The 15,058-nt window shown below is 61.0% G+C and carries 13 protein-coding genes; 7 read left to right on the top strand and 6 right to left on the bottom strand.

The genetic code is table 11. The features are described from left to right. Positions 1-133: 133 nt before the first annotated feature. The gene (locus ACIQWO_RS04890; RefSeq protein ID WP_402819903.1) at positions 134-1,813 is read right to left on the bottom strand and encodes a mechanosensitive ion channel family protein; all 1,680 of its coding nucleotides are present in this window, start codon (positions 1,811-1,813) and stop codon (positions 134-136) included. Positions 1,814-2,039: 226 nt separating this feature from the next. On the opposite strand from ACIQWO_RS04890, the gene ACIQWO_RS04885 reads away from it, so the two are divergent. After that, entirely contained in the window at positions 2,040-3,254 is a 1,215-nt protein-coding gene (locus ACIQWO_RS04885) for a hypothetical protein (protein ID WP_402819900.1), read from the top strand. Positions 3,255-3,278: 24 nt separating this feature from the next. On the opposite strand, the gene ACIQWO_RS04880 is transcribed toward ACIQWO_RS04885, so the two are convergent. Further along, positions 3,279-4,181, bottom strand: a complete 903-nt coding sequence (locus tag ACIQWO_RS04880; protein WP_402821830.1) for a hypothetical protein — start codon at positions 4,179-4,181, stop codon at positions 3,279-3,281. A gap of 309 nt (positions 4,182-4,490) precedes the next feature. Between ACIQWO_RS04880 and ACIQWO_RS04875 the strand changes: the two genes are divergently transcribed. Both ACIQWO_RS04875 and ACIQWO_RS04870 read left to right on the top strand, forming a co-directional pair. Continuing rightward, the gene (locus ACIQWO_RS04875; RefSeq protein ID WP_402819897.1) at positions 4,491-6,005 is read left to right on the top strand and encodes a diguanylate cyclase; all 1,515 of its coding nucleotides are present in this window, start codon (positions 4,491-4,493) and stop codon (positions 6,003-6,005) included. Beyond that, positions 5,990-7,402 (top strand): DUF2252 domain-containing protein, encoded by a 1,413-nt coding sequence (locus tag ACIQWO_RS04870; protein WP_402819894.1) that lies wholly within the window; start codon positions 5,990-5,992, stop codon positions 7,400-7,402. Before ACIQWO_RS04875 ends, ACIQWO_RS04870 begins: the two co-directional genes overlap by 16 nt. A gap of 69 nt (positions 7,403-7,471) precedes the next feature. Here the strand turns inward: ACIQWO_RS04870 and ACIQWO_RS04865 are convergent, their stop codons facing one another. Beyond that, positions 7,472-7,843 carry a response regulator gene (locus tag ACIQWO_RS04865; protein WP_402819891.1) on the bottom strand — a complete coding sequence of 124 codons (372 nt, stop codon included), beginning with the start codon at positions 7,841-7,843 and terminating at the stop codon, positions 7,472-7,474. A 223-nt stretch (positions 7,844-8,066) separates the two neighbouring features. Here ACIQWO_RS04865 and ACIQWO_RS04860 point away from each other — a divergent pair, with 223 nt between their 5' ends. Together ACIQWO_RS04860 and ACIQWO_RS04855 are read left to right on the top strand one after the other, a co-directional pair. Beyond that, positions 8,067-8,861 carry a DUF2092 domain-containing protein gene (locus ACIQWO_RS04860; protein WP_402819888.1) on the top strand — a complete coding sequence of 265 codons (795 nt, stop codon included), beginning with the start codon at positions 8,067-8,069 and terminating at the stop codon, positions 8,859-8,861. A gap of 4 nt (positions 8,862-8,865) precedes the next feature. Continuing rightward, positions 8,866-9,402, top strand: a complete 537-nt coding sequence (locus tag ACIQWO_RS04855; protein WP_402819885.1) for a hypothetical protein — start codon at positions 8,866-8,868, stop codon at positions 9,400-9,402. On the opposite strand, the gene ACIQWO_RS04850 is transcribed toward ACIQWO_RS04855, so the two are convergent. After that, positions 9,396-10,355, bottom strand: a complete 960-nt coding sequence (locus ACIQWO_RS04850) for a sensor histidine kinase (RefSeq protein ID WP_402819882.1) — start codon at positions 10,353-10,355, stop codon at positions 9,396-9,398. The genes ACIQWO_RS04855 and ACIQWO_RS04850 overlap by 7 nt on opposite strands. Beyond that, positions 10,352-10,984: a response regulator transcription factor gene (locus tag ACIQWO_RS04845; RefSeq protein WP_402819879.1), complete on the bottom strand. Its 633-nt coding sequence runs from the start codon at positions 10,982-10,984 to the stop codon at positions 10,352-10,354. Before ACIQWO_RS04845 ends, ACIQWO_RS04850 begins: the two co-directional genes overlap by 4 nt. Before the next feature lie 425 nt (positions 10,985-11,409). On the opposite strand from ACIQWO_RS04845, the gene ACIQWO_RS04840 reads away from it, so the two are divergent. Next, complete coding sequence (locus ACIQWO_RS04840; RefSeq protein WP_402819876.1) at positions 11,410-13,395, top strand: alkyl/aryl-sulfatase; 1,986 nt, start codon at positions 11,410-11,412, stop codon at positions 13,393-13,395. A gap of 33 nt (positions 13,396-13,428) precedes the next feature. Here the strand turns inward: ACIQWO_RS04840 and ACIQWO_RS04835 are convergent, their stop codons facing one another. After that, positions 13,429-14,247, bottom strand: a complete 819-nt coding sequence (locus ACIQWO_RS04835) for an MBL fold metallo-hydrolase (RefSeq protein ID WP_402819873.1) — start codon at positions 14,245-14,247, stop codon at positions 13,429-13,431. Between the two features lie 293 nt (positions 14,248-14,540). Here ACIQWO_RS04835 and ACIQWO_RS04830 point away from each other — a divergent pair, with 293 nt between their 5' ends. Beyond that, on the top strand, positions 14,541-15,050 hold the full coding sequence (locus ACIQWO_RS04830; protein WP_402819872.1) for a DUF4822 domain-containing protein: 510 nt from the start codon (positions 14,541-14,543) through the stop codon (positions 15,048-15,050). The last annotated feature ends 8 nt before the right edge of the window (positions 15,051-15,058 follow it).

The following is a 15,058-nucleotide window of genomic DNA, read 5'->3' as shown; positions in this document are numbered from 1 at the left end:
CCCGTCTTCCATGTCGGTATATGCCACCGCAGGCGTCTGCGTTGCAGTGTCAGTTCTGTGACACGACATCGCCATTGGTATTTCGGGCAGCCTCGATTGCCCCGAAGGGCAGTTCGGCGACGGGAATTGCCCGTCAGACCTCGGTACCGTTCGTCTTGCCCGAGTCCGACGCAGGTTTTGCGGGGGACGGTGTCCAGCCGTCCGGCGGGATAATCACCGGCGCTTCCGGCTGCTCCTCGAAATGGGGCGACATGATCTGCACGCCGAATTCATTGAAGACGTCGACGATCTGGCTATGCAGCTCACTCAGCATCAAGAGACGTTGTGCCGGATTGACGGGCGCGACATGCAGGTCGTATTCGATGTAAAAGTCCGACAGCGAACGCTGCAACACGAACGGCTGCGGCGACTGCGCAATGCTGTGGCTCCGCGCCGCCGCCAGACACAGCATGGCGTGTACCTGTCGCCACGGCGTGTCGTATCCGATCGTCACAGAGGTGACCACCAGCGCGGGCGCTTTTCCGTCGCGACTCGAAAAGTTATGCACGATGGCCCCCACGACGACGGCGTTGGGGATCGTGACCTCTTCCTGTCTGACATTCGTCAATTTCACCGACAAGGTGTCCACGCTTACCACGACGCCTGCCGTGTCGCCGATCTGCACCATATCGCCCGCCTGAAATGCCCGGCTGTACGTGACGACAATGCCACTCATCAGTTGATTGACGATGCCCGCCGACCCCAGCGACACCATCAGACCGAGCAACACGCTCAGCCCCTTGAACACATCGCTCTGCGCGCCCGGAAAATACGGGTACGCGAAGGTCAGTGCCAAAGCCCACACGACGATGGCCACAATGCGGCGCGAGGCGTCCGCTGTGTCGGGATGTAAGCCCGGCACGTTGAGATGACGTTGCTGGATCGCTGCAAAAACGTTGTTGATGAGATTGTGCAGGGCACGCGTCAGCAGGAATATCACGGCAATCGCGATGAGCCCCGGAATCGCGTTGACGATACCCAGTGCAAAGGTATTAAGCAGGTTCCAGAGGAAATCGCTCAGACGCTCGCCCATGGGTTCTGAAACCGGAAAGCGTTCCAGCACATAGATGAGATAGACGTAAATGAGCGCAGCTACGAAGAACAGGAAAAGCAACTGAACGATTTGCCGCACCAGATGGAACGCAGAACCCGTCCAGTCGAACGTCTTGGAAGTGCGACGAAGCAAATGCGCCTCGACGGCGTACTGAAGGCGCGTTTGCAGACGGCTTTGCAGTCGTCCCGCCGTCCACACCAGTATCGTCAGCACGACCGTCGCGAGCAGCGACATTAGTATGCCGCGAATAATGTTGGGCCAATGCAGTTGCGCCTGCCGGGCTGCCAGCGCGGCGTCCAGCCGCGTCTGGGTCTCGCTTGCGATGACGTCGAACGGTCGGTTGTCTGCCTCGTCGACGTCGCCCTCTAGCAAGGCGAAGAGAATGCGGTCACCGCGACGGAAGACCACGCCGCGATTCGGTCCCAGCGAACCCTGAACCGCCTGCGTCGGTAAGCGCAGAATGCTCTCCGGCAGCGCATCCAGCGCGGCATAGGAGCGCTCGGCGCGCTGCTGCGGTGTGGCCCCGGTGAGCGATGCGCGAAACGTCGTGATCGGGCGATCCATGTAGCGAAGGTCGGCGGCGGGTGCGTCGGGTGCCGCAGCGGGGTGTGAGGTCTGTGCGAACGCGGTCGGCACGACAGAGAGCAGCGTCAGACACACGATGAGCGACACCCATAGGCCTGCGAGCTGGATGGCCGTTTTGCAGGGTGACCGGGGCATCACATCGTTTCGCTCGTTGCCCGCGGAATTTGCGTGTGTAGCCGCACAGATCGTCATGGACGCTCCTGATATGAATTGCCACAGCAGACCTGAGGCGATTCTCCCGCGAAGCGTGATGCCCCGGGGGGCAAATTGGTTGCCCGAAACCCCGATGGCGCGGGCGCGCGTTCGGCGAAAGACTACGAGCCTGTCCACGTGTGCCTGCAAGCGCGGCAAGGAGACACTCATGGAGAACGTCGTTCGTCCCGCGGCCCCGAGCCCCTCCGAATCTTCGGATCTGCCAGAGGTGGATTTGTCGTTGGTGCGAGGCGATCTGGGGTTTCATCTCCAGCGCAGGATCTTCCTCATCCCTGCCGCAGGCATGGGGATCGTGCGACGCGCGCTGATCTTCGCCGCTGTGACCTGGCTACCGCTGGCGCTATGGGCAGTCCTGACGGGTCGGGCCTTTAACAGCACCGGCGACGACACACTCGTGGCGCATTTCGGTATCCATGTGCGCTGTCTGATCACCATTCCGCTGATGGTCATTGCCGAAGGCGTGGCCCAGAATCTGATGCCACCGCTCCTGAAATACTTCGTCGACTCCGGTCTCATCACCGACGAGACGCTCCCCGACTTTCGACGGCAGCTCACACGTATGTCGCTGCTTCGCGACCGCGCGTTGCCGTGGGTGATCATGGTTGGCGCAACGCTCGCATGGTCGACGACCCGCGCCCTGTGGGGCGACGTGGAAGATGTGGTCTGGATGAACCACGGCACGCACATCGCCGATATCAGTTTCGGCGGCTGGTGGTTCGTGCTCGTCATCCGGCCGCTCTTCGTTGTGATGCTGCTCGCCTGGCTCTGGCGCGCGTGCCTGCTGTTCATTCTGCTCTTTCGGATTGGCAAGCTACCGCTCGCGCTGGTGCCTTCGCACCCTGACCGAGTGGGCGGTTTGAGCTTCGTGGAGCGCATGGCCTTCATCTTCAGCCCGGTGGCGTTTGCCGTTTCGGCCGTCATCGCCGCATCGTTCGCGCACGAGGTGGTCTACCACGGCGCGAGCGCCATGCAGATGAAGACGCTGCTGATCGCCACTGCCGCGTTGATCTCGGTCGTGTTCCTCTTGCCATTGTTGCCGCTCGCCATGCCTTTGGGCAGGCTCAAGCGACGCGCGATCTTCGAATACGGGAGTCTTGTCGCGCATCATGATCGCCTTGTCCACGAGCGCTGGATTCTGCATCGCGACATCGGCAAACCGGAGATTCTCGACGCCCCCGAGCTGGGCCCCGTCGCGGACATTCACACCATCTACGACGCCGTGGCGCACATGCGGTCTGTGCCATTGAGCAAAATGTCCATCGTGGCGATCGTGGTGCCCGCCGCGGTGCCGATGCTTTACGTCGCAGCCTTGCAACTCCCCCTCACCGCCGTACTCGGCAAGGTCGCCAAAGCGCTGATCTGACGCTTAGGGCAGGGCGATGGCCGCTCAAAAGCTCATGGCGAAGCCGAACGAGACGCCTTGCACGTTGTGGCCGAAGACATAGCGAGCCATCAAACGCGTGCGTGTGACGACCACCGGATACTTACTGCTGTCGAGTTCCAGCCCCACACCCAGCGACGTCAGATTGTTGAAGCCCAGCACCCCGGCACTGTCCCCGAAGTATTGGGAATAGGCCGCCTCAAGTACGTAGCGCACCGGCCGGTCGAGCGCGCGCAGGCCGGTTGGTGCGCGCCAACGCGACCAGAGGCTGAATTGCTGGGCGTTGGCGCTGCCTTGCACGCCAGCGGACGAGCTGCCGAAACTGCGCAGATGGATGTTCGTCAGACGCAGTTCGACGTCGATTTCGTAGGTCTCGCGATAGTGCTCGAAGTCGAGCATCAGCGAACCGCCGAGGCCATAAGCGTTCAGCGCGCCATTCTTGAGGAATTGCGTATCGAGATCGGTCGCGCGATTCAGCAGCGTTTCGCCGACTCGGAGATCGCTGGCGACGCGTCCCAGACTGCCGTTCAGAATCGGCCGAAGCACCAGTTCGTCGGCCAGACGAATGTCCCATCCCACACCGATCGTCGTGCTGAGCGTGTCCCAGCGGACCGGCAGTGCGCGCGATTCCGAACCGTCCGAAGCGACGAACGTCGGGTCGTACCGGCTATAGGCGAGGGTGCCTTCGAGGTAAAGCGGGAACGAGCGACTGAGCGTGAAGCCACCGCCCAGCTGCGTCTGCCAGAAGCCGGGATTACCGGTCGATCCGTTGTTGATCGACAGCGAACTCGTCGTGACGTCGGGCACCGTCGTGTAGCTCATGATGGCCAGCACGCTGTTCGCATGACTGCGGACATCGGTGCCGACACGCAGCGGTGCCGATTGGGCGAACGCGGCCGGGGCGACCATCGTCAGGCAGGACAGGCTCGCGAGCGAGGTGAGCCACGTGGCGAGCGGCCGACGAAACCTGCGTCGTGCCGCATGCCCGCCACTGCGCCTGCTCGTGTGTGGTATTGCCGTCATGCTCCACTCGCGTCGTTGATGTTGCGGCGCAATCGCCATCGTGCGTCATTGTCGCGGCTGCCCTGCCAGCAGACCATCCGTGCCGAGGGCAACCACGTTGCCCCGACGGGCAAATGGCTTGCCCCCATTCCCGATAGCCCGGTGCGGCGATTACGAAAAGAATGGGAGCGCGTTGGTCATGGTGCGCAAGGGAACATGAATTCACCCGACACTTCACATCCTCCATCACAGAAAGCCGGTCGCTGGTTCGGTGCGCTCGGCCTGACGGTCCTTGCAGCGATCATTGCCGTGGCCATCGTGATCGGCGTGCGCGCGACGCTGCTCTATGAGGGCCGTTTAGCGGTTCGGGACGACGCGCGCGATGCGAACCTGCGCGTGGCGATGCTCGCTGCACGCACGGTGGGCGATGACGTCGCTGCCTGTGCGCGCGCACTCGACGCACTCGGTGCAGCAGGTCATGGCGATCCGAGCGCACAGCTTTCGAACTGTATGGCGCAGTTTGGCGATCCAGCGAACGCGGCATCGCAGACCGACGCGCAGGCCGTGATCATGAGTGAGGCAGGGGAGGTCGTTTATGAGGCACTACCGTCGACCGGCTGCCTCGATCTTCGCTTCGCTCAGCGCATCGTCAATGCACACCGGCAAAGCAACAGCGATGCACTTTCGATCTCGACATCGGCGGCGTTATGCCCGGCGAGCGCGGGTAGCGGTCTGCTGATGACGCACAGCATCCGGCGCGATGACGGGGAGTTCGCCGGGGTTGGCATCGTCACGCTCGACGCCCGCTACTTCTCACGCCAATTCGCGGGACTCGCACCAGGGGCAAAAGGTGTCGTCTCGTTAATGCGCAACGACGGCGTGGTGCTTGTCGCGTCGACGGCCACCGGGACCACCGTCGCAAGCGATGTACCGCCCATAGCCTTCACCGCCCAAACCCCAGCCCCTGACGTTTCGGGCGCAGACGGCGAGTTTCTCTACGTCCGGCAACCCCTTCCGGCTTTGCGGATGCTGATCGAGATTCGCGCGCCGAGAAGCGAGATTTACGCGGCGTGGCGAGAAAGGGCAATGTGGGTGGGCGGGCTGACTGCGACGCTCGGTGCGGGGTGTCTGATCCTCGCCTTCCTGCTCAGGAAGCAGCGCCAGCGACGTTATGTCGCCGAGGCTGAGTTGCACCGAATGGCGAGCACCGACCCGTTGACGGGGCTGGCCAACCGACGCACGCTCGATGAGACCTACGACAGGGAATGGCGTCGCTCGGTGCGTGAGCAGGCCCCCCTCGCGCTGCTCTTTATCGACGTCGACCATTTCAAGACGTTCAACGACCAGTACGGTCATCCGGCGGGGGACGATGCGCTGGTCGCCGTGAGCCACGCCATCGGACGTACGATCCGGCGGCCGGGCGATTTCGCGGGGCGCTACGGTGGGGAGGAGTTCATGGTGGTGCTGCCCAACACCGACGCTATCGGCGCACGCGACGTCGCCGAGCGCGTGCGCACGGCGGTGCGCTCATTGGCCATTGCCCACGAGGGCACGCCGCACGGCCATGTGACAGTGAGTATCGGCGTCGCCGCCACGGGGGTGATACCGAACGGCACGCCCGAAGCGCTGCTGCAAGCGGCGGACGAAGCCCTATACGCCGCCAAGAGCAGCGGCCGTGACCGCGTCTGCATTCACGCAACCTCAGGAGGTGCCCCATGCCCGGCGATTTGACGCTTGACCAACGCAAGGCCGCTGGAAAGCTGGCGCGTGAGCGCGCGCCCCGTTCGAAGCAATCGGACATCGGCAATGTCGATCGCGATCCCGTGACGCTGCTACGCCAGAACAGCGCGGGCCGCGTCGACGCACTGGTGCCGCTGCGATACGGCCGCATGTCCGTCTCGCCCTTCACGTTTTATCGCGGCAGCGCCGTCCTTCAGGCGCACGATCTGGCGCGAACGACCACCACGGGGTTCACATTCCCCATCTGCGGCGACGCCCACCTCATGAACTTCGGCGGCTTCGCCACGCCGGAGCGCCAATTGGTATTCGATCTGAACGACTTCGACGAGGTTGCGCCGGGACCGTGGGAGTGGGATCTGAAGCGCCTTGCCGCGAGCTTTGCCATCGCTGGCGAGCACATGAGCGTCGATCGCGGCACGATTCGCGACATCGTGGCATCGGCCGTGATCGAGTATGGAAAGCGGATGCAGGAGTATGCGGGCTACAGCGCGCTCGACCTCTGGCACGAAATCGTGACGTTCGATCGCATGGCAGAAGCGGCTGTCACGGGTGAAGGGCGACGTCTGATCCGCAAAACCGCAGAAAAAGCGGCTGGACGGTCGCACGAAGCCATGCTCGAGAAGATTGCGGTATTTGAGGACGGCCGCTGGGCGATTCAGGACGCGCCGCCTGCGCTGTTCCATCCGGCCGGTCCGAACTCGCTGCTGGGCAACGCGCATGCGTGGTCGAACACAGAAGCCTGGAAGGGCAAGCTGGCACAGGCGTTCAACGAATACGTCGGCACCCTCCCGGTCGACCGGCGTGCGCTGATCGATCAGTTCCAGCTCCAGGACATCGCCTTCAAGGTCGTCGGTGTGGGCAGCGTCGGGACCTTCTGTCTCGTGATGTTGTTTGTCGACGCACACGGCAAGCCGTTGTTTCTGCAAGTGAAGGAAGCCCGCGAATCGGTCATTGCCCGCTACTTTCCTACGGGCAAGGTGCACCATCAGGGGCTCCGTGTGGTTGCCGGGCAGCGCTTGCTTCAGGCCGCCAGCGACGCATTTCTGGGTTGGACAACTGGCCCGAACGGACGCCACTTCTACTTCCGTCAGTTGCGAGACATGAAGGTCTCTGCGGAAGTCGAACGCATGAACGATACGATTCTTCAGGGTTATGCGCGAATCTGCGGATGGGCGCTGGCCCGGGCGCACGCCAAATCCGGCGGGCTGGCCGTGGAAATATCTTCGTATATTGGCGACGGGAAGCGCCTCGCCGACGCGATGACCGACTACGCGCTCGCGTATGCAACGCAGAACCAGAAAGACTACGAGACCTTCATCAAGGCATGCCGCTCGGGAAAGCTCGTTGCACGTAGCGACGAGGACATGGCTGCCGACTTCCGCGTGTAGCGAGTCACACAGTTGGCGAAGGTAGCGTGAACCGACACGTCCAACCTCCGTGCGCGCGGCGCTTGAGGCTCACGGCTGCGAGCCCACAGCGCGTTCGATGGCGGATAGCAGGTCGTTGCCAAGGAACGGTTTGGTCAGCAGTTCCCGGCCGCCAGAGTGCCGAATCTCCGCGCGCGCCGCTTCGTTGTCGTACGCCGTGACGAACACGACCGGCGGGCGAGGGGAGGGCAACGCCCGGTAGAACGCCGGTCCCGAGAGTCCTGGAAGGTTCACGTCCGCAACCACGCAGTAGGCCGTGCGAATGCAGTCGGCAACGCCGTCTTCCCCCGCGCTCGTGAAGGCTCGCGTACGGTATCCGGAGATCGTCAGCAGGCGCTCGACAGCGCGACGCATGCCTGTGTCGTCCTCCAGAATCGCGATGAGCTTCCTTGGTGTGGTCATGAGGCGGCGTGTCCATATAACGGCATTTTTCTTTGGAATACGATACAACCGCCATTGGTACTTGGGGCAACGGCAATTCCCCATCGGGCAATTTGGGGCAATCGCCTTTGCTTCGCCGGGTCTGCGCGCTACATTGATTCGAAAGCGTCTGCCGAGCATCTTCGCATTGGCATGCGCCAACCTTCGCGCATTTCCCCGTCACCGTATCTCCCCTAACCGAGGCATGACGATGAGACGACAGGCGTTGGCAATCCTGATGCTGCTCACGACAGGTGCAGCATCGACGGTCACCGTGACATGGGCGCAGCAGGCGGCCCCCGCAAGCGCGCCGTCCGCGTCGGAGAACAGTGTCGACCCCGACGCGGTTCAGGCGCTGCACACCATGGGCACCTATCTGCAATCGCTCCAGCGCTTTCGCGTGTTTACGGATCTGACCGGGGAACGTGTACTGGCGGACGGGCAAAAGCTCCAGCACGGCGCGAACGCCACCCTCGAAGTCGATCGGCCGCATCGGCTGCGCGCGGTCATGAAGAGCGCGCGTACGGAGCGCGAGATCATTTACGACGGGAAGCAGGCAACGTTGTACTCGCCGAAGCAGAAGTACTACGCATCGGTGCCGTTCGACGGAACGCTGGCCCAACTGGTCGAGGCACTGCGCGCACGATACGGCGTGGAACTCCCGCTCGCCGACCTCTTTTCGTGGGGGACGCCCGACGCCCAGCATCAGAAATTCGATTCGGCGATGTTCGCGGGACAGGACTATGTCGGTAACGATCTCTGCGACCACTACGCGTTCCGGCAGGCCGGGATCGACTGGCAGATATGGATCACCAGCGGTAGCAAGCCGTTGCCACGCAAGGTCGTGGTGACGCGTACGGACGACGAAGCACGTCCCCAGTCCGTTTCGATCCTGTCCTGGCAACCCGGCTTCTCCATCAAGCCGTCGACCTTCGAATTCCGGCCGCCAGCGGGTGCCAAGCGGATCGAAGCCGTTCAATTACCTGCCAACAAGGGGTGACCTCATGACAACACGACGCTCCCCCTTCGTTCGCCTGTGTGTCGTCGCAACCGCACTGACCGCCATTCTTGCACCACTAACGCCCTCGGAAGCTGCGGGCCGTGGCGGCGGTGAGGGACATGCGCGTGAGCGCGCCGGTGGAGGCGGAGGCAAGGTTGGTCAGAACGCTGCACAACGCCCGAATGCGGGCAATGCAGGCAATCGGCAGCCCGACGCCCGCACTCGCAACGTTCGCAACACCAGCGTGAACAACGTCAATAACAATAACGTCAACGTCAATCGCAATGTGAACGTAAACGTCAACAACCAAGGCGGTGGCTACTATCACGGCGGATGGGACGACGATTACCATCCTGTCGCAACAGCCGCCGCCGTCACGGCCGCGGTAGGCGTGACGGCGGCAGTCGTCGGATCGATAGTGCATTCGGTCCCGGCGAACTGTGTGCCCGTGAACTACCGCGGCATGATCTATCAACAGTGCGGTAACACGTGGTACCAACCGCAGGGCACCCAGTTCATCGTCGTCAACGCACCTTATTGATGCGCGGCAGGTATCGCAAGTGGCAACCAGAGGACGAACTCGGCCCCGCCGCCAGTGCGGGAACGGGCGGAAATGCTGCCGCGATGTGCGTCGGCGATCGAGCGCACGATAGAGAGGCCCAACCCCGTGCCACGCTCTTTGGTTGTATAGAACGCTTCGAACAATGGCTCGACGTCTCCCTCCGCGATGCCGACGCCACGGTCGGCAACGACAAGTTCTACGCCTTCGTCGAGGAGACGTGTTGCGACGGATAATTCGCGATCCTTCTGCTCCGCGTTCTCCATGGCATCCATGGCGTTGATGCAGAGGTTGAGCAAGACCTGCTGCAACTGCACCTGGTCGGCAAGCACCCGGGCCTCGCGGGTGGCAAAGACCGTGTGCAGCACAATGCCGCGGCGACGCGCCTCCGGATGCACAAGGGATGTCGCGCGCTCCAATACGGCGTCGAAGGCGACGGGGGCATACGTAATCGCCTGCTTTTGCAGTAGCGCACGCAATCGCACGATCACGTCGTGTGCACGCAGGGCATCGCGCCTCACGTCGCTCAGAATTTCCCGAATTTCGGCGTCGCTCGGGTCGCCGCTTTGCATCATGAGATCGGCGGCGTCTACGTTGCTCAGGATGGCCCCTAGCGGCTGTCCGACTTCGTGAGCGATGGACGCGCTCAACTCGCCCACGGTCGCGATACGCGAGGCACGAGTGAGGTCGGCACGACGTTTGGCGGCGTCGAGTTCGGCACGACGACGCGCGCGGCGCTGCTGAAGCAAGGCCAGGATCGTGACGGTCTGCGCGCCAATCACGAAAATCACTACAGCGACTTCCTGCCAATACTCGCGAAGCAGCGCTACCTTCGGCGGCTCTGCGCTTAGCGCGTCTTGAACGACGAAGCTGCATAGAACGACGACCGCCAGCGACACCACACCCCGGGCGGCTCCCACTACTGCGCCGCTCACGACATTTGGACGGAGGGCAGGGCGGCTTCGGCCCCGGTGCGTTTGCCAGCGTTTCTGAGCAGTTCAGCGAGGGAGTTTGCGCTGAATTTACGCATCAGTTCAGCGCGACACGTTTTGACGGTTCGCTCGCACAGCCCCAGCTCGGCCGCAATTTGCTTGTTTCGAAGGCCTTTGACAACCCCCTGAAGCACGATCTCTTCACGGTCGCTGAGTACGGATTTCGCCTCATGTGCAGGTGCAGCACCGGGGCGACGCACAAGGCTGATCGCCGTCTCCACAGCACCGAGAAGGGCGTCTCGACCGAAGGGCTTAATGAGAAAGTCGACTGCGCCAGCCTTCATCGCTTCGACCGACCGGGCCACATCGCCGTAACCACTCATGAAGACGACCGGCAACGCCGATGCCTGGCGGCGCAGCGTGCGCTGCAAGTCGAGCCCGCTTGGCCCGCCCAACTCAAGGTCGATGAGAACGCATCCCGGACGTTCATCCGGCTCGCTCACTAGAAATTCCCCCGCAGATGCGTACTCCCTTGCCTCATAGCCCGAAGCGCACAGCAGCCGGGCCAGCGCAGCCCGCATAGAAGCGTCGTCGTCGACGATATGCACTACTGATTCACGATCAGCATTCATGGATTCTCCGCCTCGCATACGAAAACTGCATTTCCCCGGCGTTGACTGGCCTCGACGTGTTTTACGAATAATTCTTACGCGAGTAATTGCAATTACCAAATTAATTATCAAAATAAGGAATTTAAATTATCTTCCGTGAATTTCATTGAAATTTCCTAGAAATTTCAGCCTTTACCAATTGATAGCATCTCTTAATAAATTCGTAAAGCCCCAATCGATTTACAGACAAACAAAACCATACTTTCCCCGTAATTTCAAATGCTTACACCCTTCCCGAATGCAGCTCGCGCCTTTTCAGACTGCCCAAAAGGGACGGCACTTTTTCCCCAAACACCTATGGCTCCGTCAATCAAGGACGCTGAGAATGATTTCCGTGGCTTTTACCCGATGTCGCAGCGCTCACTCAATGTTTCGGGGAGGACTTCATGAACCACCAGTCAATTGTTGCTTTGATTGCGCTTGTCGCCGGAACCCTGATCGGGACTACGGCGCAAGCGCAGTCGTCGCCTCCACAGCCCGCAGATGCAACAGCTGCGACGCGAGACGCAAACCAGAAGTTGCTCAATTTCCTGCCATTCGCAAACAAGCAGGATTTCGAAGACATTCAGCGCGGATTCATCGCTGATCTATCGAATCCGGTCATCAAAGGCGCGGCGGGCAATACCGTCATCGACCTTACGCAGTACGACTTTCTAAAGAAGAACATGGCAGGCGAGGCGCCGCCGACGGTCAATCCGAGTTTGTGGCGGCAATCGCAATTGCTCTCGGCGCACGGTCTGTTCAAGGTGGTGGACGGCATCTATCAAGTCCGTAACGTCGATCTGGCCAACATTACGTTTGTGCGTGGCAAGACGGGCTGGATCGTGATCGACCCGCTGACTTCCGTCGAGACAGCCAAGGCGTCGCTCGATCTGATCAACAGCAAGGTAGAGAAGCTGCCGGTCACTGGCGTGATCTTCACGCATAGCCACGTCGATCACTTCGCGGGCGTGCGCGGCGTCGTCGATGAGAAGGACGTACGCTCCGGCAAGGTGCCGCTCGTGGCACCGGAAGGGTTCATGGAAGAGGCGGTAAGCGAGAATGTATTTGCGGGCACCGTCATGAGCCGCCGCGCATCGTATATGTACGGCAACCTGTTGCCAAAGGATCCGAAGGGGAACGTCGGCGGTGGCCTCGGTCTGACGACGGCGGCAGGCACGATTACCTTGTTCGAGCCGAGCAAACTCATCAAGAAGACCGGCGAGACGTTGAATATCGACGGCGTCGATATCGTCTTCCAGATGGCGCCCGGTACAGAGGCCCCTGCGGAAATGCTGTTCTATTTCCCGCAGTTCAAGGCCATCGATCTCGCCGAGGACGCCACGCACACGTTGCACAACATTCTCACGTTGCGTGGGGCGAAGGTACGCAGCGCGCAGAAGTGGGCGCACTACCTCGATGAGACGATTCGTCTCTGGGGGAAGGACGCGGTGGTCTCGTTCAGCAGCCACCATTGGCCGCAATGGGGTAACGACCGTGTCGTCGAGCACCTGGAGAAACAGCGCGATCTGTATCGCTACATCAACGATCAGACGCTGCGTATGGCCAACCAGGGCATGACGATGCACGAGATTGCCGACAAGTTCGTGCTGCCCGACTCAATCGCCAAGGAGTTCTATAGCCGCGGCTATTACGGCAATCTGAAGCACAACGTGCGCGCCACCTACCAGCTCTATCTCGGGTGGTGGGACGGCAACCCTGCGAACTTCGATCCGTATCCGCCGACCGACGAAGCGAAGCGCTACGTCGAGCTGATCGGCGTGGACAAGATGCTCAAGGGCGCCAAGGCGGCGTTCGACAAGGGCGACTACCGGTGGGCAGCGGAACTCACGAACAAGGTGGTCTTTGCGCAGCCGACCAATCAGGCGGCCCGCAACCTTGAAGCCGCAGCGCTTGAGCAGTTGGGGTATCAGGCAGAGTCCGGATCGGCGCGCAACTTCTATCTGAGCGGCGCACAGGAACTGCGGGGTGGGGTGCACAAAGTGGCGACGCCCAACACGTCGTCCCCAGACATCATTCGGGGTATGACAACAGAGATGTTCCTCGACTTCCTGGCGATCCACCTGAATGGGCCGAAAGCAGCTGACAAGTCCTATGCGTTCAATGTGACGTTCCCCGACACAAAGGAGAAATACGCGCTATCGGTGAAGAACGGCGTCATGAACTACAGCAAGGACACCGTGCTGCAGAAGGCAGACGCCAATATCTCGCTGAATCGTTCGACACTGGACGATATCGCGCTGGGTAAGCTCCAGCTCGGCAATCTCGCGGACAGCGGTCAGGTGCAGTTCGACGGAGACCGCGCGAAGTTCAAGGAAATGCTCGGGCTATATGACAAGTTCGACTTCTGGTTCACGATCGCTGAGCCCTGATCTGTCGAATAGCATGTTGTCGCTGAGGCCTGCTTACTGCTCCGTGGACTCAGCGACAGTGTGAAATGCAAATGCCCCATCGCGTTCGGTGACGCGTCCAATGCCGGGAAAGTCCAGATGGGCCCCGGCCACATAAAGATTCGGTTGCGTTTGACGCTGGAGCAGCGATGTCCGCGATGCTACCGCCTTGGTCGGGTCGTCATCGTATTCCCAGGCGATGTCCGGATGAAAAAATTGGACGGACGGCACGTGAATGAGATCGCCCCAAGCCAGCAATCGGCCCGCACTGCTTGTCGCTTCATAGGCGGTATGGCCGGGGGAATGGCCGACTGCACGGACTGCCGAAATGCGATCCGTAATACGCGCGCCATCTTCAACGACGCTCACGCGGCTGCGTAGCGGCGCAAGCCGTCCGGTGAAGACGGATGTCTCCTCCTTGGCGACGAACACCTGTTTGAGCATCGGAAAGGCTTCCGAGCCGTCGGGTGCGACGAGTCCATTGACGTGGTCTTCATGGGTGTGGGTCAACGCCACGTACGACACAGCGCTTCGATCCACACCTGCCTCCTTCAGACCGTCCAGAAGCGTGCCCATCGTGTCGTGCCAAGTGTTCGATGCGCCGGTGTCCACGAGGACCGAGACGTCTTTGTCGATGATCAGAAATGCGTTGACCGACAAGCGCAGTTGTCCGTCGACCAGCTTCAGGCTAATGGGGGACTTGCGGAGAAGGGCACCCGAGGCAGTGCGCAGACGCGTCGGCGGCATGTCGACATATCCGTCACGCAGCGCGATGACTTGCAGCTCACCGAAATCGAACGACGCGTAGTTCTTTCCCTGAGATCTCAGTTTCATTGGTTTCGTCTGCACGCAAGAGGAGGAGGGCGTCCCAATTATTGCCTCGCGCCCGCCGTCATGCAAACCTGAATTGTGTCGGTCGAATTTACTGAAATTGTCCCTGTCAGGTCGATTTCGTACGCGCTAGGATGATTGTTCAATCTTGCCAAAAGCAAGCGCGTCGCAAAACCCATACCGGACATCAGGTGCATATGCATACGGCTCATGACAGCGTTATGGGCCGACGCTCTCGACGCGCGGAAAAGTGGTGTATAGATGTCGATCCGAATTCGGCAGACAGACAACTACCTATGAAGCGCATATCGACGTACGGCTTGTTGCTATGGTTTTCGACCGTTATGTTATCGACAGCTCGCGCCGAACCTGTGACAGATATCGATCCTGCAGCGTTGACCTCGACAGTCTGGCAAACCACAGCGGTGTATGAAGAAGAAGATCCATCTCGCAACGTGATGGAACGTTATCCGGGCGTCGTGGGTATTTCGATCTGGGATGCGAGCAGCAACCGATTTGAATACTTTGATCCAGCGACAGGGCTATCGAGGCGAATGCAAGGCGGCGAGGGCTACTTTCTCATCACTGGCGACCGACGCCACCAGATCAACGCCTTCGACGCTGGGGGCAAGCCACTGGTGCGTCGTTTGGAAGTGCTGAACAAGCGCGAGTTTACCTATTCCAGAGTCGTACCACGGAACATGGTCGACGGGAATCCGAATGTCACGATTCGCGTCGTCCATACCCCGTATGGCGGCCCGTTTAGCATCCACTTCAGTGAACGTGAGTCCACGTCCACGCCTTGATGAGTGCC

This window comes from Pandoraea sp. NPDC090278, assembly GCF_044772185.1.
In the GTDB taxonomy this organism is placed as follows: domain Bacteria; phylum Pseudomonadota; class Gammaproteobacteria; order Burkholderiales; family Burkholderiaceae; genus Pandoraea.
This window is presented reverse-complemented; position numbering and strand designations above follow the sequence as displayed.